The sequence below is a fragment of the uncultured Bacteroides sp. genome (assembly GCF_902491285.1).
Taxonomy (GTDB): Bacteria; Bacteroidota; Bacteroidia; order Bacteroidales; family Bacteroidaceae; genus Bacteroides.
In genome coordinates this window covers 18,730-45,338 of the sequence record NZ_CABUHK010000047.1, presented here as the reverse complement: position 1 = coordinate 45,338, position 26,609 = coordinate 18,730, and the positions used below count along the sequence as shown (strand labels likewise).

The 26,609-nt window shown below is 42.1% G+C and carries 14 protein-coding genes and 1 pseudogene; 4 read left to right on the top strand and 11 right to left on the bottom strand.

Annotated elements, in window-relative coordinates:
- Positions 1–52: 52 nt before the first annotated feature.
- From RDN93_RS13070 to RDN93_RS13060, 3 genes and pseudogenes are all read left to right on the top strand, one after another.
- Positions 53–295, top strand: a pseudogene (locus RDN93_RS13070) (glycoside hydrolase family 29); the annotation flags it as partial.
- Between the two features lie 92 nt (positions 296–387).
- Positions 388–1,944, top strand: a complete 1,557-nt coding sequence (locus RDN93_RS13065; RefSeq protein WP_308745937.1) for a sulfatase — start codon at positions 388–390, stop codon at positions 1,942–1,944.
- 281 nt (positions 1,945–2,225) lie between these two features.
- A complete protein-coding gene (locus tag RDN93_RS13060) occupies positions 2,226–2,492 on the top strand; it encodes a hypothetical protein (protein ID WP_024987614.1) in 267 nt (88 codons plus the stop codon).
- A gap of 113 nt (positions 2,493–2,605) precedes the next feature.
- On the opposite strand, the gene RDN93_RS13055 is transcribed toward RDN93_RS13060, so the two are convergent.
- The 9 genes from RDN93_RS13055 to RDN93_RS13015 all read right to left on the bottom strand — a co-directional run bounded on the left by RDN93_RS13055 (position 2,606) and on the right by RDN93_RS13015 (position 20,265).
- Positions 2,606–5,665 carry an alginate lyase family protein gene (locus tag RDN93_RS13055; protein ID WP_074637251.1) on the bottom strand — a complete coding sequence of 1,020 codons (3,060 nt, stop codon included), beginning with the start codon at positions 5,663–5,665 and terminating at the stop codon, positions 2,606–2,608.
- 13 nt (positions 5,666–5,678) lie between these two features.
- Positions 5,679–7,562, bottom strand: coding sequence for an FAD-dependent oxidoreductase (locus RDN93_RS13050; protein ID WP_308745936.1), 1,884 nt, complete (start codon positions 7,560–7,562; stop codon positions 5,679–5,681).
- A complete protein-coding gene (locus RDN93_RS13045; protein WP_308745935.1) occupies positions 7,540–8,940 on the bottom strand; it encodes an FAD-dependent oxidoreductase in 1,401 nt (466 codons plus the stop codon). Before RDN93_RS13045 ends, RDN93_RS13050 begins: the two co-directional genes overlap by 23 nt.
- A gap of 10 nt (positions 8,941–8,950) precedes the next feature.
- Positions 8,951–9,526, bottom strand: coding sequence for a fasciclin domain-containing protein (locus RDN93_RS13040; protein WP_308745934.1), 576 nt, complete (start codon positions 9,524–9,526; stop codon positions 8,951–8,953).
- Positions 9,527–9,560: 34 nt separating this feature from the next.
- Positions 9,561–11,042, bottom strand: a complete 1,482-nt coding sequence (locus tag RDN93_RS13035) for a RagB/SusD family nutrient uptake outer membrane protein (protein ID WP_256337141.1) — start codon at positions 11,040–11,042, stop codon at positions 9,561–9,563.
- Between the two features lie 4 nt (positions 11,043–11,046).
- Complete coding sequence (locus tag RDN93_RS13030) at positions 11,047–14,103, bottom strand: TonB-dependent receptor (protein WP_308745933.1); 3,057 nt, start codon at positions 14,101–14,103, stop codon at positions 11,047–11,049.
- A gap of 20 nt (positions 14,104–14,123) precedes the next feature.
- A complete protein-coding gene (locus RDN93_RS13025) occupies positions 14,124–14,819 on the bottom strand; it encodes a hypothetical protein (RefSeq protein WP_074637257.1) in 696 nt (231 codons plus the stop codon).
- Positions 14,820–14,866: 47 nt separating this feature from the next.
- On the bottom strand, positions 14,867–15,916 hold the full coding sequence (locus tag RDN93_RS13020; protein ID WP_308745932.1) for a glycoside hydrolase family 88 protein: 1,050 nt from the start codon (positions 15,914–15,916) through the stop codon (positions 14,867–14,869).
- A 275-nt stretch (positions 15,917–16,191) separates the two neighbouring features.
- Entirely contained in the window at positions 16,192–20,265 is a 4,074-nt protein-coding gene (locus tag RDN93_RS13015) for a two-component regulator propeller domain-containing protein (protein ID WP_308745931.1), read from the bottom strand.
- A gap of 407 nt (positions 20,266–20,672) precedes the next feature.
- On the opposite strand from RDN93_RS13015, the gene RDN93_RS13010 reads away from it, so the two are divergent.
- Entirely contained in the window at positions 20,673–23,012 is a 2,340-nt protein-coding gene (locus RDN93_RS13010) for a glycoside hydrolase family 3 C-terminal domain-containing protein (protein WP_308745930.1), read from the top strand.
- A 72-nt stretch (positions 23,013–23,084) separates the two neighbouring features.
- On the opposite strand, the gene RDN93_RS13005 is transcribed toward RDN93_RS13010, so the two are convergent.
- Together RDN93_RS13005 and RDN93_RS13000 are read right to left on the bottom strand one after the other, a co-directional pair.
- A complete protein-coding gene (locus tag RDN93_RS13005; protein WP_308745929.1) occupies positions 23,085–24,638 on the bottom strand; it encodes a LamG domain-containing protein in 1,554 nt (517 codons plus the stop codon).
- Between the two features lie 36 nt (positions 24,639–24,674).
- Positions 24,675–26,603, bottom strand: coding sequence for a RagB/SusD family nutrient uptake outer membrane protein (locus RDN93_RS13000; protein WP_308745928.1), 1,929 nt, complete (start codon positions 26,601–26,603; stop codon positions 24,675–24,677).
- Between the last annotated feature and the right edge of the window lie 6 nt (positions 26,604–26,609).

Below are 26,609 nucleotides of genomic sequence, written 5' to 3'. Positions count from 1 at the left end.
ATCAGCGTTCGAGCCATACTGTATCGCGTTTTCTGAGTTTTATCGGACAGCAATAATTTTCTTTTTCTCCATCTACGGAATCGCACAAGAACAGGGCATCCCTGTCCCCAAACATCATCAATTGAAATGGCACGAAGCAGAGATGGGTGCTGTGTTTCATTACGATTTACACGTATTCGACAGTATTCGTTACGGACAAGGTAACAACCGTATCAACCCCATTGAAGATTATAATATTTTCAACCCGACAGAATTAGACACCGACCAATGGGTAGAAGCCGCTAAAGCTGCCGGATATTATCAATTTCAGTCCATATTCCATAGAGTAAAAAAAGCCCCAAAAGCCCAGCATTATTAAAATAAAGAAATAACACTAAACTTTCCTCCATGAATAAAAAGACATTATTTCCCCTCGCACTCGTGCCGCTTGCGGCAACCAGCCTGCAAGCACAAGGCAACGTACAAACCAAACGTACGGACAAACGCCCGAATATCATCCTCTTTATGGTGGATGATATGGGATGGCAGGACACGTCACTTCCTTTTTGGACACAAAAGACGCATTACAACGAACTGTACGAGACTCCGAACATGGAACGGTTGGCTCGCCAAGGAATGATGTTCACCCAGGCGTATGCCAGCAGCATTAGTTCCCCTACCCGATGCAGCCTCATCACCGGAACGAATGCAGCACGCCACCGCGTTACCAACTGGACACTGCAAAAAAACACGATGACAGACCGCAAGGACAGTCTGCTGGCTGTTCCCGACTGGAATTATAACGGTGTCAGCCAAGTGCCAGGTACCAACAATACCTTTGTAGGGACTTCTTTCGTACAAATCTTAAAGGACAGCGGTTATCATACCATCCATTGCGGAAAAGCCCATTTCGGTTCTATTGATACTCCGGGAGAAGACCCGCACCATTGGGGATTCGAGGTAAACATAGCCGGACATGCTGCCGGCGGACTTGCCAGCTATCTCGGAGAAGAGAACTACGGACATACCAAAGACGGAAAACCGATCTCACTCATGGCTGTCCCCGGACTCGAGAAGTACTGGGGTACGGAAACGTTTGTCACCGAAGCTTTAACTTTGGAAGCTATCAAAGCACTGGACAAAGCCAAGAAATACAATCAGCCTTTCTATTTGTATATGGCTCAATATGCTATCCATATCCCTCTAAACAAAGACATGCGTTTCTACGATAAATACAAGAAAAAAGGTATGACCGACCACGAAGCCGCTTATGCCACCCTTATCGAAGGAATGGATAAGAGTTTAGGCGATTTAATGGACTGGTTGGAGAAGAATGGAGAAGCCGACAATACTGTTATCATCTTTATGAGTGATAACGGTGGACTGGCTTCGGAATCCGGATGGCGTGACGGAAAGTTGCATACACAAAACTATCCGTTAAACAGTGGGAAAGGTTCGACTTATGAAGGTGGTATCCGCGAACCAATGATTGTCAGTTGGCCGGGAGTGGTGGCTCCGAGCAGTAAATGCAATAACTACTTACTGATTGAAGACTTCTATCCCACTATTCTTGAAATGGCAGGAATTAAGAAATATAGAACAGTCCAGCCGATAGACGGAATCAGTTTTCTGCCTTTACTGAAACAGACAGGTAATCCATCCAAAGGACGCAGCCTTTTCTGGAACATGCCCAACAACTGGGGAAATGACGGACCGGGTATCAACTTCAACTGTGCAGTCCGCAACGGAGACTGGAAATTGATTTATTATTATGGCAGCGGAAAAAAAGAATTATTCAATATCCCGAATGATATAGGTGAAAGCAATGACCTCAGCGCACAACACCCGGACATTGTGAAAAAACTATCCAAAGAACTAGGCAGCTACTTGAGGAAAGTAGACGCACAACGCCCAACTGTCAAAGCTACGGGAAAACCCTGCCCGTGGCCGGATGAAACCAATTAGCCCGTTTAGTAAAAGAGCGTCCTAAACATAAAGTGTGGCGGGGAGTGTGGATTTATTCCACACTCCCCGCCACACTTTCCACATATTCCCCATTGCTTTCCACACCTGTGCATTATCCAAATTCTTTATTATCCAATTATTTATCAGCGTTTTACAAGCATCTTATTTTCTTTGGCACGCACTTTGACCTTTATTAGACGTTAATGTAAAAGCAATAACCGATTCCTTAACACAAAAGAGAATTGAAAACATATGTCTAATTATCATTAAAGCAAACGATTATGAAGAAATTAGTATTAGTAGTAGCAATGTTTATGTTTGTTTGTGGTGGTTCATTCCTTGTAAAGGCTCAGAACTCTGCAGAAGCTGTGACAGCCCAGGCAAGAGTTAATGCCGCACTTATCGTTAACGATACAGTAGTGAAAGATACTGTAACCAAAGACGAACCTGTGAAAACGGAACTGAGTGCACCAACCGCTTTTGTCAATGATACAGTAGTGAAAGACACTGCATCCAAAGACAAACCGGCTGAGCCTGTCAAGGAATAACCTTGCCAACAACAAGCAGGACATAGTCTGCCGAATAATAGTAAGCACACTACAAAAAAAGCCATCCCCACTTCGTCTATTCCGGGGATGGCTTTTTTGCGTTTACATCAAGTCTAATAAAGTAATAAATTTATGTGTCCGGGCTTCTCAATCCAATATTTACGGAAAAGTTCTTCGTAATTCCTGGAAGGGTCAAAATGTCTTGCCCTGTATAGCAACCAGCAAACTTGTTGCTGCGAATTATCCCAGCCGCTAATCTGCCTGTAAGGAGCAAACTCTTTCTCTGTTTTACCTTGATAAGTAGCTATAAAATCGAGCGCCTTACCAATGCATCTTCCGTCATCCGACGTACGATGATAAAGAGCAGGAAGCAATGGTTTTGCCATTTCACAAATCTCAAGCATATGGATAAGATTATATTCTGAATACGAATGTCCTAAAGAGCGTGCCAATTCCAAAGGCATTTTGCCGTTAGGTTCTATTTGTTTATACAACCGCTTGGAGTGAAGTCCGTCAATCAATTTGAAAGCAGCATCATTGTCACCTAAAAACAAGGATATAGAAATAAGCAGTTCATCATATGCAACGGCATGGTTATTCCTGGTTCGGCTTTCCTCTTTACCGACTTTACTTGTCGTAAGCCAGGTATTAAATTTACGGAACCATACTTTCAAATCACTATCCACCCGTTCCGTATAACAGGATGAAGATTCCAGCAAGCCTATCGAACTCAGTACGTCAACAAAAATACGCCCTTCGATTATTCCGGCTGCATGTCCCATGTCACCGTCATTACCAGGAATAACTTGTGCATACAGCAAATGAGGAGTCATCTTTGAATTCGCATTGATAAACCAGACCTTTAAGTGTTCGACTGCCTTCTTTGCAAACCGCTCATCGTCACTGAAGAAATAAGCGGTACTCAACCTAACCACATTCTTGCACATCTGTACCTGATACGTAGCATCATACTTTTTATAATTAGGATTACGAACGCCATCCTTTTGAAACCAGGGTTTTCCGTCAGGAGTATCCGGATTCGGCCAACTGTATTTTCCTACCGTAATAAAATCGTGTTTGTTGCCGCTAATCGCCACACACTCGTCCGGCTTATCCATTACCGAAGGAGCTTTGCACTTCAACAAAGCCGTAGCTTCCTTTATCAGTTGTTTGTAGGGCAACTCATAAGTTTTGTCTCCCGCTTTCAAACCTTTCTTTATACGAAGCATATTCTCATAATTCCAAAGCATTGCCGCAGGACGTTCCTTTTCCAAAACTCTATAAGAAACTTTTATCTTACCCTCAGCCCTTTTATCTCTCAACACAATTCCTAAACGAGTATAAGGCTGCCCTTTTTCGCTTATCACTTCTTCTTTTATATCAAAAGTACATCCATCTGCATCAATGTCAACCTGTACTCTTTCTTTTCCACGCATCAATAAGAGTATATTTTCTCCACTCTTCTGCCATTTGGCACGAGTAATAAGGGCTGTCTCAAAAGCCTCGGGTTTCGAGAAAGAATAATTATCCACTACCTCCAAAGCAGGTTGTTCACCGGCACGGTGGAAAATAAATGTACGAGTCAGCTTCTTTAAAGAAGGTACCGGATAGGCTGAAGTGAAATCAAATGCAAAGATGTCCGTCCCCTCTGAGAAGTCAGTCTTTATTATCTTTGCTTCCGCCTTTCTACCATCAATCTGTTCCGTACCGGCTATATAAGGTACAGGATGTCCATAAGAAGCCAAGGTTTTAAATGCCGTATAGCGTTCCGGGCTGAACGTGCGGCTATCGTAAGGAACCAGACCTGGGTCTTCAATCATCGTTTCTTTCCCGACTACCATTGTATATGAACCTATATCATTGTGATTGTGATGTTCATTGTTATTTCCACCCTTTAAAGCAACTCCCATCTTGCAAGTCGAATCCGGGTCAGTGCGTACTATCAACAAACCACCATCAGGAAAATAAGAACGTAAAGTTTCTTTTTCCTTATTCATTGCTGTTTGTTTACCCAATTTCGTTGCACGTGGAAATACATTAATAATGCAATCGCTCATATTGAATGTCAGTCCCTCATTGTAATATTTATCAGAAGGTAACTGTAGTCCCACTGTTCTATTCAAATAACGCATTATATTCCGGGAAGGAGAACTTCCTGTTTTACAATCCGCAATAGCCGGATATATCCCATTGATAATTTCCAAATTAGAAGGAAAGCAAGCTATTTTATAGATTTTTTCCGGAGACTGCTGAAACAAGTCCAGCTTCCCACCCGTATCCAACCATAATTTTTCACGAAGCGTAATATAATGCATCATTCCAAAGTTGTAATACCCTAATCCTTCCGTACAATAACCATCGTCCAAGAAACCGGCAATAAAGTTCTGAATATATCGTTCGGCGATAGCGGCGTATTTAGCCCGTTCCTGTTTATCCGGTATTAATGTCAATGCCGCACAAGTTACTCCGTCCAGACAAGCTGCATTCCAGTTATTAGTACCGGTTAACCACCAGTGGTCTTTATTTTTACCGGTGATAGTTCCCATCAAAGGATTAAAAGCACGAGTATAGAGTTCTGACAGCAAATCGGTACGCAACTTGGCGGGCAGTTTGTCATCAAGCAAATAAACAGCCTGAGAAAGATGGACTGCATTGAGTGCAGTAGCCAGTTCAACGAATCCTTTATAATTGTGTTTATAATAATGTTTCGGATTCACCCAGGTTTTTTGCTTCATAATATCATAAATAGCATCCTTTACCATTTTAGTGAAGCGTTCCTTATTCTCCAGACACTCTGCCCACACCAAAATGGATAAGCATTTTAAACGGTTATTTATCATATCCTTTCCCGATTGTGTATCTCCATCGGTAAATACCCGGTCATATAATTTCTGGTCCCAAACAGGAAATCCCTCACGAAGCATCTTTTCCGCTTCATTCATTGTTTTTTTATATTTGCCCGTAGCATATAGTTTATCCCAGACTGTACGGTTCTTGTAAGTGTCGCCCAATCCGAACGGAACATCCGGCAACATATCTGCAATCTCTTTTACCCGTTGCATATCAATTGCCTGCAACCTTACTTTGGGGTCACTTTCGGCTTGTGCCCATAAGTTATCGGACATTCCAAGCAGGAACAAAAAGAAAAATAGAAGATAAGTATTATGTTTCATATTAGTTGATAGTTTACAAATGGTCTACTGGGTTAAAGTCTCTCTGGTTCTTTGAAGGAATACCTTTTATCAAAGCTTTCTTCAGTTCAGGTAAATATTTCTCATAGATGTCCTTAGGCTGGCATTTTTTCTTTTTACACAGAAGCGCGCCGATGGCTACAACTTCTCCCATCATCCCGATTGTACCCTGTACACGCGTAGAAGCCAAGGCAATACGAGTGACACTAATATTCCGCCCCGCCATAAACATATTGGAAATGTTCCGGGAGTAAAGACATCGGAAAGGAATTAAATAGGGCTTGTTTACATTCTTGCCAGCCACCATATTCTCTACTTTCCCGATAGGATTATCATTATGTTTTTGTACGGAAAGGAACTCTTCCCGGGGAAAATAAACTGAGTTCTCCGGATGAGGAAAATGTTGGTCAATACTATATGTAGCCACTACCGCACCATCCGTATATCCGGTATTCTGTTCTAAAATATCCCGTTGAGTGAGCATATAATCTCCCATCAGGCGCCTTGATTCCCTCTTTCCCAAAATATACGATACATCGTTCAATACAGATTTATCATATTCACTTTTAAAGGAAGCGTTATTCTTCAAGTATGACCAGTTGCCATAAATAACCCGGAACCAATAATCCCTTATCTGTTCGGCATCCGTAATCTGATTCTTGTAGAATCCTGTTTCCCAATACCAGACAAAGCCCATAACTTTCTGACAGGTTCTCTCCGTAAACTTCACTGCCCAAGACAGTGTGGGAAAAGATGATAACGTATCGGTTTGCTGTGCCTGCCATTTTACCGTAGCTCCCAATGTCAGGCTGTCATTTACCTCAGGCGCCATGTCTTCATTGAATTCACTACGCAATTCACGTCCCATCCTATAATCCGCGCCGGCTAAATACCCCAGATTTCCATCTCCGGTACAGTCAGAGAAGAAACTTCCTGTATATTCATATTCCTTACCGCTCATTATATCCTTGGCTATTACTGTATGGATTTGCTCTCCCTGTTTAGTCACTGCAAAAACATGTTGATTATAAACTACCGTAAGATTCTTTTCCGCGGATATTATTTTCTCCGTAAGAGCATAATTCTTGTAGATATTACCTAATTCAGCCAGTACATTCCCTATTTCCGGATAAGGTTCTTTACGAATCCCACCCAACGTACCGATAGACACTTCCGGGCTATTATTGCCGCCAACTACGGGACGGTTTTGTATCATCAACGTTTTCAGCCCTAGTCTGGCTGCTGCAATGGAAGTACATAATCCGCCAACACCACCACCGACTACAACAAGGTCATATTTTTCTTTAGAAACTATTTTTTGTACTCCCGAAAATTGTCGCCGCAGGACAGATAACTTTTCCCCTGACGCGGGAAGGTTGAGCGCCGCATCCGTTGACAGCACTATCGCATCACAACGTCCGGCAAAACCTGTAAGGTCGTGAAGCTTTATCTGAACCCTTCCTTTTTGCAAATGTCTCTTTCCGGCATATTGCCATCCCCATTGCAAGGTTGTTCCAAGAGTATCACCAACCTGCCTGTTATCAATAAAGAGCTTGAATATTCCGGGAAACTGCTTGTCATTCCATGGAGCGTTCCAGTTATAAGTTCTTATCCATATATGATAATCATCCGCCTTATCTATCTGCAAAGAGGTAGTGGCATCTTCAACCGGACGCCCGTTCCCATGTGCCATCAGGTAAGGTGAACCCATCTGGTCCATAAATTGTGCATCAACCACCCATCCGCCTTTATGTTCAAATTGTTCTGCTTCCACCCACAATGTCTGAGCGAAAAGCGGCAGAGTAAAAGTCTGCAAAAGCAGAAATATCCCAATGCTCTTCATTAAATAAGGAAGCCTATAAAAAATATTGCCCTTCATCTTTAAGTCTTTTTCTGAGTTTTTGAACATCTACATTATGCACATCGGGACGGGTCATTAATACAGCGTGAGCTGCTGCCATTCCCGCCGCTTCACCTGTCACTAACGAAGCAGGCATTATACGTACACTTCCGTAGATTAAGTGGTCGGCAGAGATACACCGTCCCGCTGTTAATAAGTTCTTCATCCCTTTCGGAGTAAGAACACGATAAGGAATACCGTGCGACTCTCCTTTTTTATAACGGGGGATAGATACCTTTTTACTATGAACGTCAATATAATAACAATTGCGTCCTATTTCATCCTCAAAAGTACGTTTATCTTTCCAGTCATCAATTGTCAATGTATAATCACCCAGAATTCTCCGTCCTTCACGAATGCCGACTAGAGAGGCAGTATTAGTCAGGCTGCTCTCTCCAAAAGTATCCGGATAGGTTTCACGTAATGCCCTCAAAGCTTCTTCGGCTATTTTTCTTCCTTTAATAGCTCCGGCTGAAAGTTTCTCTGCATCCGTTCCATCCATATTATGAATATGTCCCGCGTTAAACTGTACCGAATTCTGAGTTACAAACACATTATTGAAATGAGTATCCAGTAATGGGTATTTTTTAGTTGCAATCATTGCTGCCAATGACTTCTTCATTTCCTCGTAAGTAGGCTTGAACGTATTCTGATAAGCCTCTTTATTTACATTATCCAGCATAAAGCAAAGCGTAGCCGACTGCATCTTTCCCTTTTCATCTCCCTTTTGAAAAGATGCCCCTGCCCAGGCTGAGATGTCACCATCACCGGTACAGTCTACATAGACTTTAGCCTTATAGGCTGTCAGTCCATTTTTATTGGCAACAATAATCGTATCAATTTCATCATCAGCATTTTTAATAACATCTGCCACACGAGTATAAAACAAGACTTTTGCGCCGGAAGCCAAAACCATATCATCATATACCTTCTTCAGATACTCTGCATGAATCGGTACCCAATCCAGTTGTTTCTTAGAAATATGAGGAACACCCTTCTTCGATTCCATCAATACCCGTTCGGCAATGCCGCGATAGATAATTTTCTCCTTGTCTGTAAACGGGCACCAAGCCGGTATCAGTCCTAATGTCCCCATTCCTCCCAATGCTCCCATCGCCTCTATCAGAAGAGTCCGGGCGCCTTCGCGTGCAGCAGCTATCGCCGCTGCACATCCGGACGGTCCTCCACCGACAATTATCACATCCCACGATTTATCATATTTGATATTTTTCGGTGCGAACTGATAACCATTTTTTCCTGTCTTTTCTATTGAATAACCTTGCACTGAAGAGAAACCGCTTAAAGCGATTCCTCCTCCCAACAAAGCCATTCTTTGGATAAATTTTCTTCTTTCCATGAGTTTTCTATTAGTTCAAAGGATACTTGTCGACTACATGTATGACTCCATTTGTCGGACGGATATTACTCGTCACAACCGGGGTTCCGGCAGTAGCCACGGCAGCGTAATGAATCCTCATATTATAGCCTGTTACCGTATTAATCCACATATACATTTTCTTATCCCTATTTATCGGTTTCATTGCTACCGGATTTATCGTCAGGTCCAAACTGGATACCGGCTCTTCCAGCATCAGTGAATTCAGCAAATCTTTTATATCCTTATCAGACATATTCTCCAGTCCCGCATATTTCTTAGTTTGAAAGTAGGCAACAAAAGCAACATCATTCATCACGATATAAGTACGGTCTGCTGCTTCATACTCGTCTTTGAATCCCACCCGGTCGACAGCCTGACATAAAATCCCCATGTCAATCTCCTTGCGGCTTTGTATAAACTCATAGGCTGTTTGGTCCAAATAAGCATTTCCCGGAGTATATTCATAGTCGTAATCTTCCTGCAAATCATATCCGAACAAGCTACAAGAAGAAAAGCTGCATGTCACAATCAATACCAAAAGCGAATTTAATAATCTATTTTTCATAATCATATTTTATTTATAAAGAGTTTGCAAACAATCAATATTCTCCAAACTGCTTCAAATTACCATTATCAAGAATATTATCATAGAGTACCGGGCTGTACAACTGCCAGTCATGTTCAAACTTCTTATAGGTGATGGTTGCATCATATAATTTCAGATAGTTCTCAAAATAATCATTCATCACCTGTTTGGCACGTCCCGTACGAATCAAATCGAACCAGCGATGTCCTTCGCCAATCAATTCCATCTGCCTTTCCTGAAGAATATCGCTTTCAATAGCATATATCAAATCATTCCCGGACAATCCCTCATAATCAGCAAGCTTCTTTTCCGTCAGTCCGGCACGCTTGCGCACATCACTCAGGAGTTTCAAAGCGTCATCCGGTCTTTTTAGTTGGTTCAGTGCTTCCGCACGCAATAGCATGATTTCTCCCAAACGATAAACCGGAATATATTTTTCATTGGTTTCCGCCACTCCCACTCCCGGTTCCCATTTCCAGATAGCGGCTCCTTTGGGAAAATCAGTGATATGTGAATCCGTATATACCAATGCCTTGTTTAAAGTCTGGCTTCCTCGAAGGTCGTCGGCATAATCTCCCGATTGCCATGCCTCCCGTATTCCCTTAGAAGGTATCATTTGCGGGGCATTCATTCCATTCATCTTATAAATGGCATTATTCTTTCCGTTATTCTCGAACAGCCATTTTAGTGTCCATATATTTTCTGATGTAGTGGCCTTAGAACATACGGTAGCAAACTCGGCTCCGGAAACTAAAGAATATTTTTCCGCCAATACTAAACCTGTATATTTTTCTGCTGTCACATAATCATGAGTCCACATCGCATAATGAGCATACAGACAATACAAAGCTGCCGGACTGAATGTGTAAAGTTCCGTACTCAGACCTACATAGTTTATCAAACCGGCCGCTGCTTCCAAATCATCCTTTATCTGTTCCAGGATTACTTCTTGGGATGATTGCGTCGGTTTATCAACTTCTTCCAATGATAGAGTGGGCTTGGTAATCAAAGGAACATCACTCCATATACGCACCATGTTGAAATAGCAGAATGCACGCAGGAAATAAGCCTCAGCCATATAATTATTCTTTTCCTGTTCCGGCAGATTCTTGATTTGTGGTATGAAATGTATAGCATAGTTAGCCGTCGATACAGATTTATACCAGGTATTCCAATTGGTAGACGGATGCACTGAATTCAAGTTATTGGTGTTCACCAGTTTCATGGGCATACCGTCACTGGAAGTTGAGGCTCCTACAAAATTATCCGAGCGTCCCTCATACCAAGACATATAGTTACCACCGGAGTTCCGATTAAAATTTAATAGAAAGTCTGCATAAATCGAGTTTAACCCGGCACGGGCATCTTCTCCCGTTTTCCAAAATATAGATGTAGAAATATCACTGACAGGCTCTACATCCAGGAAATTATTGAGACAGGATGTGCAAAGTAGAGCAATACACATTACCGCAAATATCTTTTTCATCATTTTCATATAGTTAGAAGTTAACATTTAAGCCGAATAATAATTCTTTGCTGCGAGGATATGAACGTGAGTCATTGCCAATAGCGAAACCGGTGCCCGGAACTTCCGGGTCAAATCCGGAATAATTTGTCCAGGTGAAGAAATTCTGCATCATCGCCGACACGCTGACACTTTCCATCTTTATTTTTTTCGCCCACTTCTTAGGTAAAGTATAAGCCAGACGGATATTCTTTAAACGAATGTAAGAACCGTCTTCCACCCATAAGCTGCTTTCTGCACGTGTATTATCCTGTGCCAAGGTTCCTATCGGACGGGGGAACTTGGCAATATCACCCGGTGCTTTCCACGAATTTGCTATATTAATCGGATTACCCCGGTTAAGAGAAGACCAGCGATGTTCCGAACGAATCTGTTCGTATGCATTATAAACATCACCTCCAAAAGCAAATGTGAAGAAGAACGACAGAGTTAGACCTTTGTAAGTAAACTCATTATTAAAGCCTCCCGTCACTTTAGGCTGACCACATCCCAAAATCTGACGGTCTTCCGCGTCAATCACACCATCTTTGTTTACGTCATCCCACATCACATCACCACCTTCAAGTACGGCATTATTAGCTGTCATCTTCTTTATGTCTCCCGTATATTCTTTTCCGTCCAGCTCATAACGGACGAAATGGTCTTTTTCATCAAAAACAGGAGTCAGTTGCTTCCATTCCGGCGTAAATGCATTCGATTCCGTATAAGGGAAAATACCTTTTGCTTTCCAGCCATAAATAGTTCCTACCGCATAACCCTGGTCTATCAAAAATACATTGTTTACTATCTGCCGTCCGCCTTCAGGAATGGAAACAATCATATTTTTATTGAATGAAAGGCTGAGATTTGTAGACCATGAGAAATTCTTCGTTTGAATATTATCGGAAGAAACTGCTATTTCCCATCCCTTATTCTCCACATCCCCCACATTCTTGAAAGAGGAACTGAAACCGCAAGTCTGCGGCAACGGCACTTTATACAAGACATCATTTGTCTTTTTGTTGTAATAATCAACGTTCAAGGAGATACGTCCATCCAGAAACATGATATCAAGACCGATATTGGTTTGTTTCGTTTCTTCCCAACCCAAATTTACATTGGATAGCTGGTTGGGATAAATACCGGGAGAATCCGCATAATAGTTAGTAGTATAAAGTCCCAGTGAGGCAAAGTCGCCTGCTGCCTGATTTCCGGTAACTCCATAGCTGACACGCAGCTTGCCATCATGTAATACAGGTTGCGCCCATTTCAAAAACTTCTCGTCCGAAAAGCGCCATCCTAAAGATACCGACGGGAAGAAAGCCCAACGATTATCGCGTCCGAAACGGGAAGAACCGTCATAACGTAGATTTGAATTAAACAAGTAACGGCTCTTATAGCTGTACGATGCCCGTCCGAAGAAAGAAGACATACGGTTACGGCTCCAGGTTGCCTTCGTATCATTCATATTGACTCCCTCAAAAGTATTGCTTATTTCAAGCGCATCCGTTATATTATCCGTTACAGACAGTCCCGTTACATCAACGTTCGACTCACGTAAGCTGAAGCCCCCCATCAGAGTCATGCTATGTCCCGATTTGAACTTCTTACTGTAAGTCAGCACATCTTCGTGTGTCCAGCCGGAATACAGGGTTTCTTTATTAATAGCCGACCGGCGTTTGTCAGTAGTAAGTATCTCCGGACGGAAACGGGCATATTTCTCTAGATTGAAATTAGCCGCAATACTGGATTTCAACACTAAATTCTTAGTAAAAGAGTACTGGATATATTCATAGATATTAGCCGTATATTTACGGTAATCATTTTTCCCCATCACACTTTCGGCAACCGGATTGCTGATATTGCCTATATTCTCCAGAAACGAACCGTCCGGTGCATAAATCGGATAATTAGCCGGACGCTGGAATATACGGTTACGGGATTCTGACGTGGCCTTCCTCTGATTAGTCAGTGCCAAATAAATACGGCTTCCGATAGAAAGACGGGGAGTAGCATCATAAGTCACGTTTATACGTGAAGACAATCTCTTGTTATAGGTATTGATTTGAATACCTTCGGCGCCCAAGTAACCCAAGCTCAGATAATACTTCACTTTCTTTTCGGCTCCGGCTATACTGGCATCCAACTGATGAGTATAAGCCGTCCGGAAAATCAAATCCTGATAATTATGGTCTTCTATTTTCATCGGATTCAATGAATCACGAGAAATAGACGTAGCTTTTCCGCCGGACATATAGCTGCGTAAGGCTTCATACTCAAGCCCCTGCATACGGTTCATTTGCGGCAATGTTTTAGATATGCTCGACTGAGTCAGCGCATAATTGACACTGATTCTCGGCTTGGACGATTCACCTTGTTTCGTTGTAATGATAACGACTCCATTAGCCGACCTTGAACCATAAATTGCTGTAGAAGCTGCGTCTTTCAGTACTTCAACAGAAGCAATGTCACGAGGATTCAGGTCATCAATATTGTCCACTTCCATTCCATCAACTACAAATAAGGGATTAGAACCGCCTTCACTCAAGGTAGATGTACCACGGATACGGAAAGTAGAACTACTTCCCGGTTCTGAAGAAGTCATAATATCAAGTCCGGAGATTTTACCTTGTAAAGCCGTACTCAGGTCTATAGGCTGTGAAGATTCTATATCCTTGGCGCTGACAGAAACAATTGCACCGGTTATATCCCTTTTTTTCATGGAACCGTATCCTACTACCACCACTTCATCAAGATTCTGCGTCATTTCATGCAGGATCACTTCCTTATGCCGGGAACCTTTCACGTCAATCGTTACCGGTTTGTATCCCATACAGGAAATTACAATCTGCGCATTGGGAGCGGCTGTTATAGAAAAGCGCCCCTCAAGGTCAGTGGTCAGTCCGGTCTTAGTGCCTTTCACCACAATACTGGCCCCGGGAACAGGTCCCAGTTTATCCGAAACCACACCGGTTATAGTTATATTTTGAGCTATAACAGTTTCTCCGAGCAAGAGAAAAAGCAAGAATAAGATTGTGTTAACTCTTTTCATGTTTATAGATTTATAGGGTATTACATAGATTCACTGACAACAACCGTAACAGCATGCCATTTGGCACTACCAGTTTGAGATATTACCTGGAATTTCACTTTATTATCAGCCGGAGTTGCAAAATCCCAATCCGTATCCGGGTCTTTTGAGAAAGTCGCGTTCTTTGAGTCAACCGCCAACTCCATCAACGGACGTAACTTACTGATATCCGTACCGGCAGGCACTGTGACAGTAGCATTATTATTGGCGAAAGAACCACGGGGAACCGTACCGTCAGCAAAAGGAACATCTGGAAAAGAGATGGCATACAATGTATTTCCTTTATACTTATACGTATTCTTTACAATGAGTGAATATACCGCCACTTTCCCGCTTTGTGCAATAGCTGTATATTCCAAATCCGGTTGTGAGAAGTCTACCGGTTCAATATTCCCCGGAGTCACTGTCGTATAAGGAGACAGTACTATTTCAGGTCGTATCTTTGTCATGTCAATATTATCCGGCAGTTCAATGGTGATTGTCTTATTACTCTGGTCAATAACCCCTTGATGATTCACAAATATATTACCAGCATTATATCCGGGCTTTACTGTAAAACCAATAATACTTCTCATATTAGACTTCGGCGCATCGCCTACATCTTGCTTATCACAAGCTATCACAACTCCCAAAATGAGTAGCAATATGCTTAGCTTACCAATCAACAGTTTTTTCATGTTTACATATAATTTATAGGTTTAACAATAGCGTTTTTCGTTTTATTTCATTTTACTTTTTCTTCTTTTTCCAGCTTCAGCATTTCAGAAGCAGCCATAAGAAATGCTCCACTTCCATATTCCTGATTATGCCCAATCTCTACCTTCTCCGGTTTAGCACCTATCAACTGGACATAACCGAGCTTGCCTTCATGATTGACAGATTCCACCAATCCTTGCCACCCCTTTTTCACCTGGGGCAAGAAAATCTCCTTATCAAGCAAACCATTGTTCACTCCCCACGCAAGAGCATACGTAAAGAACGTACTGCCACTTGTTTCCTTTACAGGAATATCGTCCGGGTCCAGAAGGCTGGGGCGCCACAAGCCATCCCCTTGCTGAAGAGGTGCTATCTTATGTATCATCTGCAAATACAACTCTTCATACTTAGGATAATCAGGATGCTTCTTATTCATCATAGCGAGTATTTGCGCCAAACCACCGAGTACCCATGCATTTCCGCGTGACCAGAAGGATTTTTTGCCATTGGCTGTCATTGCATTGAAATAGTTCTTGTCCCGATAAAAAAGACTATCGGGCTTACTATACAGGAAGTCTGTCGTATCCCAGTACATATCATGCAGATAAGAGTAATACTTTTCATCCCCCGTGAGTTTCCCTAATCTAACCAGTACCGGTGGCTCCATAAACAGGGCATCGCACCACCACCAGTCTACCCGTCCCGGTTTAGGGTCGGCAATAAGACTGTCAATCGACATTTTTATCCCATTCAGCATTTCTTCCCTGCGCACTACAGCATATGCGTCAAGATAAGCCTGCCCACAAGCCAAATCGTCAGCATGGCGAAATTTCGGTCCTCTTTTCCACCCCCAACCTTCTCCCCAACGCAAAGCCTGATTCAGATAAGTAGTGTCCTGCGTAGCATTGTATGCATACATCACTCCTGAATAAAAAACAGACCTGGCCCATTGCTCCTGCCAGTCATTCAAAGAATCGGGATGAGCGACTTGCCATCGTGCCACTTTAAGCATGATGTCTTTTATAAAGGTCTCATTGTAGATTTCTCCCGTTGCCTTCTCCTTTTTCTGTGTAATCATGTTACATCCTGTAAAAAAGAGCAACAGCAAACATGTAGAGAACAGAATAACGTAGTTTCTCATGATAAAATAGATATATTGAATTTAATTATACTTTCCTCAGCTTACATTATAAAGTCTGATTCTGACGCAAATGTATGCCCGGCAAGTATAAATCATTTGCCCATTTCCGCTAAAATTTAGTCTGAATTGCCTTTTTATCGCTATTTGAGAAAGAGAGCAAAGAGTTTCGTAAAAAAGAATGCCGGCATTGGTTACCCTATCCAATTACAGTGTTATTTCTTTCTATTATTTTGAATAAAGGTTGTTGGAGTCATCCCGAATTCCGCCTTAAAAGCACGGGTGAAATATGAATTACTTTCAATGCCGACCTGTGCCATCACATCGCTGACTGACAGATTTCCATCAATCAACAGACGGGCGGCCTTATGCAAGCGGTAAGAACGAATAAACTCCACAATAGATTTATCCGTCATTGTCTTAATCTTACTGTACAGTTTACTCCGGCTCATGGATAACTGTGAAGCAATGTAATTCACATCCATATCCGACTGTTCCATACAAGAGTCAATGACAGCAGTCAATTGCTTCATAAATTCATTATCCTGTTTGTTGGAAACCAGCTCCGGGCTATCGGCAAAAAAGAACCTGGCGTAGTGTTCCTTCAAATGCTGCTGTCTCACAAATATGTTCTGTATGGACTGTAACAGCAACTGCATATTTATCGGTTTCTCAAAATAGGCATCCGCTCCCGACTCAGTCCCTTCCAGCCTGTTCTCCATTCCTCCCCTTGCCGTCAGCATGACAAATGGAATATGCGAAGTGTCCACGTTACTTTTCACTTCCCGGCACAAAGTTATCCCATCCTTCAATGGCATCATTACATCACTGAGAATCAAATCAATCTCCATCTTCGATAAAAACTCCGAGGCTTCTACGCCATTGGCGGCCTCGGTAATATCATAGAATTCAGAAAGTACTTCCCGAATCACCGAACGTACACTTTCATTATCCTCAACCAAAAGAATTCTCTTTGACTGGCGGAACCGGGGAACAACCGTATCTATTGTAATTCCCTGTGCCTGTTTTTCCGATTCAGTCGTATCAGCAAGCATCCCACGAGTATTCATCACAACCGCCCTCTCAGCATCATATCCCTCAGAAGCAAAATCAACTTTATCATATACATCCGCTGAACGATTCAAAGCCACCATAAAATCTGCTCCTTTATTCCGCTCGCTATAAATACTTATACTTCCTTTGTGCAGCATTACAATGCTTTTCACCAATGCAAGCCCGATACCGGAACCGATATGTGTTTGGCTATCAGATGTATCTATCTTATAGAAACGGGTAAAAACATTCCCGATAGATTCCGGTGAAATGCCAATACCCGAATCGGAGACGACAATACCGAACAAGTTATCCGACAAATTTTCCCCCTCTTGATAATGGTACTTAAAGTCAGATTTAAACACTGTAACGTCATAGTAAGTCTGAATGGAGATTACCCCTCCCTTGGGAGTAAACTTAAATGCATTATTTAATAAATTCAGCACGATTTTCTCCATGCATTTCACATCGACAGCGAAAGGTGATTCAAGTCGCGGGTCAAACACTGTCTCAAAACTAATCTCTTTCGAAACTGCGTAGTCCTTAAAATCTTCAACCAATCCACGTATTAGAGCATTTACAGACACAAAAGACAAGTGCAACTTCATTTTCCCATTCTCAACCGTCCTGAAGTCCATTAGTTCATCAACCAGATTTAGCAAGCGCCTGGTATTACCATTAAGCAAATTATAATGCCTTCCTCCTATTCCTTCTTCTTTCAACTTGTCAAGTGAAGACATCATCAAAAACAAAGGGGTACGGAACTCATGGGATATATTAGTGAAAAAGCGCAACTGGGCCTGATGCATATCTTCTCTACGCTCCATTTCCAGATTATCCATATACCGTTCCAAACGTTGTTTCTTACGGTTATAATAATAGTAAACAATCCAGAAAAGAATACCGGCAATCCCTATCGCATAAATAAGATATGCCCACCAGCTCAACCAGGGAGCAGGCAAACATTTTATTTTTATAGAGACAGGCGAAGTCCCCCACACGCCATCATTGTTGGCCGCCAGCACTTCGAATGAATAATCTCCCGGCGGCACCTTAGTATAGGAAGCAATACGGCTGAAAGCATCCGCTTCAATCCAGTCATTATCATACCCTTTTAACCTGTATTTAAACATATTCTTCTCAGGTATAAGATAATTATCCGATGAGAAGCGGAAACTGAAAGTAGTATTCTCGTGAGTAAGAACAACTTCTTTTGTGAGATTAACCGGTCGGGATAACGGTGTATTTTCCGTAGAGGTTGTTACCTGTTGATTATTGATATAAAAATCCGTAATCCTTGCCGACGGAATGAAATCATTAACCTTCACTTTATCGGGATAAACTATTGTAAAACCATTTCCACCCCCGAAATACAATTCTCCGTTCTGCCCTTTCATACAAGCTTTCGGATTAAAGACAGCCCCTTGTATTCCATCCCGCTTATCAAAACGATAAAAGACTCCACCGGACTTATCGTATTTGAACAGTCCATTGTCCGTTCCCATCCATGGATTGCCGGAATCATCAATACAAATACTATAAATAGCAGAAATATTATATTTAAGAATTTCATCATATACTTCTGTCCGGTTTTCCTCTTCATTGTACCTCATCAATCCCGCTCCGATAGTACCCATCCACACATCTCCCAGTTCATCAACACAAATCGTTTCAAGTTGGCTGTGTCCCAATCGTGGAGAAACGATTTGCTTTGTCTTTTTAGTATGGATATCCATTTTTAAAAGCTGGTCTTCTTTGGCAATCCACAAGTTACTATCCTTACTCTTGCATATATCAGATATACGGCTGGTATATAAGGCATCTATGTCATAATTGTAGAAACGGTTCTGAGCAAAAGAATAAAAAGAAATATCAGCATTTGCCTGATTGGCAATCCATAACCCGGAATCTCCTTCCAACACAAGTTTCCTGACATCATTACTAAGATGGGGATTGGTAAAGTTTCTAAACCGGTTTCTGCTCATATCCAGTTTATCAACTCCTGCCATAAACATACCAATCCACAAATTACCCTGCGAATCGAATACAAGTGATTTTACGTTGTCATAAGAAAGGGTATTTCCGCCATGCCCATGCTTTAAATACATGAACTTTCCTGTTTTTTTATCCATCCTGTTCAATCCTCCCCCTTCCGTACCAATCCAAATAAAATCCTGTTCTTCGGCAAAAGCGCTCACTACATTGTGATTTAGTTGCTGTTCTTCCGAGAAATAATTCTTAAAACGGGAGTTCTCATGAAAGTTCAAATAACATAAGCCACCGGAATAAGTGCCTATCCATAAATTCTGCTGGTTATCTTCGTAAATAGTCCAAATGGAAGAATTAGGCAAGCTGAACTCCCGCTTCTCGGATTTTGTATAATGCGAATACTCATCCGTCATTATGTTCATCACATATAAACCACGCTGAGTGCCTATCCATATATATCCTTCCCGGTCCAAATAAAGTGTCTTAGCCGGTACATATTGATTATCCTGTGTGCAGAACCAACGATATTCATTTTCTGTTTTTCCGGTTTTGATATCCACTTTATATAATCCGGAAGTCTGGGTCAGAATCCACATTCTGTCATCATCGGTTTTAATATCCACAATCCGGTAATTACCGGGAAGTTTCAAGAAACGGACAAGTGCTTTGGTTTCCAGGTCATAACTATATACTTCGCCATTGACTGTACCGATATAAACCACGTCTTCATCTACAGAAACAACCTGCGTACGCAATTTAGGATGACGGTCAGGAACAACAGAAGTATATGTCCAATATTCCCGGTTAAGGATACCTACAAGATTAGCGCCATAAATCCACAGATTCTTTTTCCGGTCTTCCTTTATCTTATAGAGGTGTTGTGGAAAGATTAGTTTAAAAGTATCGGAATTCCAATCAAAGAGGAACAGTCCATTATTAGAAGCAACAAAAATATTTCCGTCGGAATCCGTATTTACCGATTCAAAATATAGCTTGCCGATATTCTGAGGAATCTCAAATTGTGAATAATAACGTTTATAATTATACCCGTCGAAACGATACACTTCATTAGCCATCACTACCCAGATATAGCCCAGTTTATCTTGTACGATAGAACTCACTCCATCATAATAAAACCCATCTTCCGGGGAAATCGTTCTGAAATGAAAATCTCTTATACCATTATTTATTCCCCCGATACAGAATAATGGTATAGACAATAAAAGAAAAAATATCCTAGTTCTCATAAATATACAGTTTAAGGAAAAACCGTGTTTTTTATCGTATTAAACCAAAACAAATATAGTATTAATAGCAATTACAAACACGAAAACCGCATACTATAACAGTTGTTAAACCGCAGTTTCCGTGTCTTGACAATCTATTTACCTAATCTATTTACTACAACCTCTTTCTATATTTATTCATTTTGCACTTTTATATCACGAAGATAAGCGTCCTGTATCCTTTTTCTGTTTTTCTATTTGTTATTTGTTTTGCTCATATTGCCAAAATGCCTTTTTCAGAGTGTTAATACCCCGATTCTATCAGATTGAGCTAAAATGAAACCAAAACAAACAAAACGTCTACTTTCCTATATCGTAGCTTTGCCAATGTAACATAACCGGAAAAGATATACTATAATAAAAAGAATATGAAAAGAAAAATTATCACTCTGTTGGCATTATCCACAACACTGGTATTATCCGCCCAGATAAAATTAGAAGCCGGTAATATCGATGACATAATTGCAGCAATGACTCTAAAAGAGAAAGTCTATTTCGTTTTGGGAGTGGGCGACGAAGGCGTATGGCGGCATTATAAGACCAAACCGACCCTCATTCTTCGGGGGCAAGCCTGTGCCACTTATGGTATTCCGAGACTAGGCATTCCTAACACTGTGTTGACGGACGGTCCCGCCGGATTACGTATAGATACCATTCAAACGGGTGTCAACCACCGTACCTACTGCACCGCCTTTCCAACAGCCACCGCACTTGCCTCGACCTGGAACAAAGAACTGGTATATCAGGTAGGAGATGCCATCGGGGAAGAAACCTTCCGATATGGAAGTGATATGTTACTTGGTCCCGCAATGAATATACAACGCAATCCGTTAACCGGCCGCAATTTCGAATATTATTCAGAAGACCCCTATGTTTCCGGCATGATGGCCGCATCAATGGTAAATGGCATTCAAAAATGGAATGTAGGCGCCTGTATCAAGCACTTTGCAGCAAACAATATAGAAACCAACCGCCGGACTATTAACGCAGTAATCAGCCAGCGGGCATTACGGGAAATCTATTTGCGCGGTTTTCAAATCGCAATAGAGGAATCCAATCCCTGGATGATAATGACATCTTATAATAAAATCAACGGATACTATACAGCGGAAAATAAAGTCCTGCTACAAGATATCGTTAGGAAAGAATGGAAATATAACGGTCTGTTTGTCTCCGACTGGGTTAGCGGAGAAGATTTTGTGGCACAAATGCGAGCCGGAAACGAACTTCTTATGCCGGGAAATTATCAAGCGGAGCTGTTTATCAAAGCAATCAAAAACGGAACATTAGACGAAAAGACACTGGATAAGAATATTAAAAATATACTCAAATATATCATTAAGACTTCAACATTCAAAAATCTTCACCGGGATTATCAACCGGATTTAGACAAACATGCCGATGTGTCCCGCCAAGCTGCCGAGGAAGCAATGGTGCTTCTTCAAAATAAGAACAGGACTCTTCCTTTGAAAAACACAAAGTCTTATGCACTTTTCGGGAAGTCCTCTTACAACTTTATAGCTGGTGGAACCGGAAGCGGGCGGGTTAATTATCGGCATGCCACATCTATCACCGAAGGGCTGGAAAATATGCACGCCAAAGTTCTTAAAAATCTATCTTCTTTTTATCAGCACTACATAGATTCAGTGCGCAGCAATACTACACCGACACTAAAGATTCCAACTAAAAACCTCGTCGACTTTGCTCCCGAACCTGCCTTGCCACAATCCTATATCGACGATGCCGCACAAAAAGCCGATATTGCAATCATCACTTTGGGAAGAAATGCCGGGGAACTTTGGGACAGGGAAGCAAAGGATTACTATTATTTATCCAATTCCGAAACAACACTCCTTAAAAGAGTATGCAACACTTTTCACGCCCTAAACAAAAAGGTAGTTGTCGTACTCAACATCGGCGGTCCCATTGATGTAGCCAGTTGGCGCCACATGCCTGATGCCATACTCCTGGCATGGCAGACAGGACAAGAAGGCGGTCATGCACTTGCCGATATACTGAGCGGGAAAGTAAATCCCTCCGGGAAACTGGCTGTTTCATTTCCTGTCAAATACTCTGACGTCCCTTCCGCCAACTCATTTCCCGGTGTTCCAGCAGAGAATCCGGTCAATGCTTTCTATGAAGAAGGTATTTATGTCGGCTACAGATATTATCAGACATTTAACGTAAAAACGGCTTATGAATTCGGCTATGGACTCTCATATACGGATTTCACTTATTCACCACTAAAAATATACAATGAAAAGTTTAAAGATAAACTGACTGTTTCAGTCACAGTTACAAATACAGGAAAAATAAGCGGAAAAGAAGTCGTACAGTTGTACCTCAAAGCTCCTGTTACCACTGTGGAGAAACCATTTCAAGAACTCAAAAGATATGCTAAAACTCAATTATTGAAACCCGGTGAAAGCGAAACGATAGAATTCACGGTCAATCTTATGGACCTCGCCTCTTTCTGGACAGGAAAAAGTCAATGGATTGCCGAAAAAGGTATGTATGAAATCAGGATAGGAGCCTCATCCGAGGATATTCGTTCAAAGGCTATTTTTGAATTAGATAATACAATCGTAGTTTCTGAAGTAAACGATGTATTATATCCCAACATAAAGTTACATGAACTCTCAACTCATGGTATTATCAAAGGTCCTAAAACGAATGATATTATATTAGGAGACAGTGATTATGAATAATATATAACAATAAAAAGCCATCCCTACTTCGTCTATTCCGGGGATGGCTTTTTTGTTCTTTCTATTCGTTTCTTATTCCACTGTCAATATCGGGTCGGCTTTCCACGTAGAAACCACACTTGCCGCTTCAGCTTCAAAGCTCTTGTCCGCTAAAGAAACAAATGTTTTAATATTTCCGTTTCCATTATTGAACAACCAGTTGGCAATCATTCCTTCCGCTTCCTCATTCAGTATCTTGCCACTTTGGTCTGCAATCTGCTGTTCCGTCAATGCTTTCGTCCAGATACGGGCGTAACTGATAGCACCATTCAAGCGGCGTTTGCTGTCAGACTGACCGATGTAGAAGTTGGAAGTCAGGTTAATATTCTTCAAATCATCCGGTGTGCCACTTGTATATTGGAGCGTTTCCTTCACACCATTCACATACAAGGCAATCCGGTCACTGCCACTCTTGCTATCATCCAGAACCACGGCAACATCATACCACTTATTAGTCTCTATCTTAGTGGAGCCTTCATATCGGATTTTACCTTTATCGTCTGCTGCCAACTGAAGATAACGTGATTCCGTATCACTATCGTCCTTATGAACATCCACACGCAATAAGAAGTTTTTCTCGATTCCCATCACCGTATTAATCCGGGCATCACCACTTCCATTCAACGATTCAATATTGAAACGAGCCTCAAACGTGATTGTGCTCACACTCTTCAGCGATTCGTCCGCCACCCCATTATACGTAAACGGTACATGGAAATAATTGCTACTACCCAAGTTCGCCACTCTATCTGCCAGTACCACTGTTACAGTCAAAGATAATTCCTGGTCTGCCTGGTCTTTGACAACCACTGTGGTGACACCTGCCTTCTTACCAATCAGATTGAAACGGGTATCATCCACCTGCTGAACACCGACTATCTCATCATCTTCCGCCGTAAGACTATAACCTCCGTTTCCTTTTTCTACAGTAATCATCACCTTGTTGTTCACACCGACTCTCGGAGTCAGGTTGGATACATCAATAGAGATAGGATTCACTGTTACTTGAACCGTAGCCTGCTTTCCCTTATGGTCAGTGAAAGTCACCGTGGTATGTCCGCTCTTCAACCCCGTCAATGTATAGAAAGGACGGAACACATCAGTATTGACCATGCCGACAATCGTTTCATCACCCACCGTATAAGACAATTCATCATTACTGGAGAAGTTTCCCATGCTGACAATCAACTGTTTTTCGTCCCCCACTTCCAACGTAACTTGAGATTCATTCACTTCCAGTTCAAAGACCCCTACATTGACCGAAATATTGGCAATCACTCCTTCACCATCCATCACTTCCACCGTAGTGGCTCCATTCTGCGAGCCGCTTCTCACCGTAATCACCTCACCGGAAACCGTAGCCGTTGCGATAGCAGTATTGAAACTCCTCACTGAGTAATTTCCGTTTCCAACCACTATATTCACTTTGGTCTCTTCATTCTGCCCGATACGTATCACCGGTTTATTCACTATCAATTCTATCAGGTCCTTGGCAATATCGTCATCGTCATCATCGTCACAACCGGCAACGGCAAACGACAATACCGATAAAAGCAACAGACACATATATGTATAGATTCGTTTCATCTGATTTTCTTTTTAAAGTTATACATTCCTATCGGTTTACCATCCCGGATTCTGCTCAATAGACGGTGTCTTCTGCAATTCGCTCTGCCGAATCGGGAACAGATAATGCTGGATGGAGAACGTACGTTCTTCCACACAGAAACGTTCCATTCTATATTTTACACCGTCTACAGTAATAGCACCATTCTCATCCTGCACCGGACGCATTCCGTTAATCATCCTTTGGCAACGGGGCAACGCTCCGTTGTTTGCCGCCCAGTATTTCTGCGTACGTTTTGAGTTGTCGCTGCCGCTGGATTTCCAAAGACTCTCTTTAGCCAATTCTTCTTTGCTCGTCGGTTCCAGATACAAACGGCAAGTCCAGGGACGTTTGCCTTCATAGAAGAGCTCCACACGACGTTCGCGCTGAATATATTCACGCATCAACTGCTGATTGGACTTAACTTCCGGTGGCATCGGTTTCATGAACGAACGTTCGCGGACGGTATTTACCAATTTATAAGCCTCATCCAAATCCTCTCCCAGCTCATTGCAAGCCTCCGCATAGATATAGATAAATTCAGGCAGGCGCCAGATAGCAGGCGCATTGATACTGAAGTTACCGGATTTGTTCCAGGACTCCTGCTGGAATTTGCGCAAGTAATATCCGGTAGTCGTCGCATTAGTTGCTCCTATCTTATCAGAACCGCTGGCAGTATTCAGTGTTTTCGATTCATTCTTATTGTTGCGGTAAGGAGCACCGTGATAGATAATATCCCGATAGAAACGTGGGTCACGAGTTCCCTTCACATACGGATTCGCATCATCATAACCGCCTTTGCGCGCTTCCGCCGAATATACAGGATAACCGTAATCACCTACGATATATTCATACTCGTCCACCTGTTCCTGTACAGGCTGCTGACGGGAACTTCCCTCTCGGCTGGGCGGATAAATATCTCCCTGCCAGGCCTGGTCCTTGCTCTTCGTCATAAAGAACACATACTCGTTGGCAAACGCATCCATATCATAGAACATATCCCATAGGCGGGCATACACACGGCTATCATTCAAGTTGCCGTCCGCCGGGTCTTTGAAATCATTTGCGTCATGTTTCATATAAAGAGAATAACGCTTTGTACCACCAACTTCAAAATCCAGTACAGCCTTAGCCGCTTCCTTCGCCTTTCTCCACCGGTTGATGTCATACGTATATTCATTCTCGAACACACGACGCAAGTTGTATCCATATTGGGAAGCCCCATTCCACAGCGGAGTCGCCACTATCCAGCGAACAAAGGAAATCAGTCCCAGGCAAGCACCCTTATCCACACGCCCGAAGTTTTCAGAGGTCTTCACGTATTTATTGGGCACCATACCATACGCAGTCTGTGCGTCCGCAACAATTTTTTCCACCATCGTATGAACAGACTCCTTCTTGAAATCCATATTATCTCCGGCATGAACTACATAGTCAATATACGGAGCTTCTCCGTACATACGCAACAGCAACATATGGAAATAACCGCGCATGAAATACATTTCCCCGATACGGTTACGCAAGTCACCGTCCTGTTGAGGATTATCGGGCGTATTATACTTCGCCACATTTTCTATAATCAAGTTCGCCTTACGGATTCCTTCATACAAACTTTCCCAGTACTGACCGCAGCTACCCGGCAAGGAGTTCGGGTTCCAGGCACCGTTATTGAAGTTATTCGTAATATTCCCTTCTACATTAGTACCTTCACATTCGTCCGTAATGGCACTGTTACTGAAGTGTTCGAAAAACACCAGCGGACGGTCGGCTTTCTTCGCCTTGGCATACACATCCGATACCAGTCCGTTTACTTTCTCATAACGGGCAAACACATCCGCTTCCGTAATGTTGTCATCATCATCCCGGTCGAGGTAATCATTGCACGAAGCGAAAGACAACGTCAGAAGCGATAAAGCGATTGCTGAAAATCTATATAACTGTTTCATGTTTCT

Bases quoted from the DNA above. Each gene is read 5' to 3' on its own strand.
- RDN93_RS13020 (WP_308745932.1), bottom strand. From the start codon at position 15,916: ATGATTACACAGAAAAAGGAGAAGGCAACGGGAGAAATCTACAATGAG.
- RDN93_RS13030 (WP_308745933.1), bottom strand. From the start codon at position 14,103: ATGAAAAGAGTTAACACAATCTTATTCTTGCTTTTTCTCTTGCTCGGA.
- RDN93_RS13055 (WP_074637251.1), bottom strand. From the start codon at position 5,665: ATGAAACATAATACTTATCTTCTATTTTTCTTTTTGTTCCTGCTTGGA.
- RDN93_RS13010 (WP_308745930.1), top strand. From the start codon at position 20,673: ATGAAAAGAAAAATTATCACTCTGTTGGCATTATCCACAACACTGGTA.
- RDN93_RS13025 (WP_074637257.1), bottom strand. From the start codon at position 14,819: ATGAAAAAACTGTTGATTGGTAAGCTAAGCATATTGCTACTCATTTTG.
- RDN93_RS13015 (WP_308745931.1), bottom strand. From the start codon at position 20,265: ATGAGAACTAGGATATTTTTTCTTTTATTGTCTATACCATTATTCTGT.
- RDN93_RS13005 (WP_308745929.1), bottom strand. From the start codon at position 24,638: ATGAAACGAATCTATACATATATGTGTCTGTTGCTTTTATCGGTATTG.
- RDN93_RS13040 (WP_308745934.1), bottom strand. From the start codon at position 9,526: ATGAAAAATAGATTATTAAATTCGCTTTTGGTATTGATTGTGACATGC.
- RDN93_RS13000 (WP_308745928.1), bottom strand. From the start codon at position 26,603: ATGAAACAGTTATATAGATTTTCAGCAATCGCTTTATCGCTTCTGACG.
- RDN93_RS13045 (WP_308745935.1), bottom strand. From the start codon at position 8,940: ATGGAAAGAAGAAAATTTATCCAAAGAATGGCTTTGTTGGGAGGAGGA.
- RDN93_RS13050 (WP_308745936.1), bottom strand. From the start codon at position 7,562: ATGAAGGGCAATATTTTTTATAGGCTTCCTTATTTAATGAAGAGCATT.
- RDN93_RS13060 (WP_024987614.1), top strand. From the start codon at position 2,226: ATGAAGAAATTAGTATTAGTAGTAGCAATGTTTATGTTTGTTTGTGGT.
- RDN93_RS13035 (WP_256337141.1), bottom strand. From the start codon at position 11,042: ATGAAAATGATGAAAAAGATATTTGCGGTAATGTGTATTGCTCTACTT.
- RDN93_RS13065 (WP_308745937.1), top strand. From the start codon at position 388: ATGAATAAAAAGACATTATTTCCCCTCGCACTCGTGCCGCTTGCGGCA.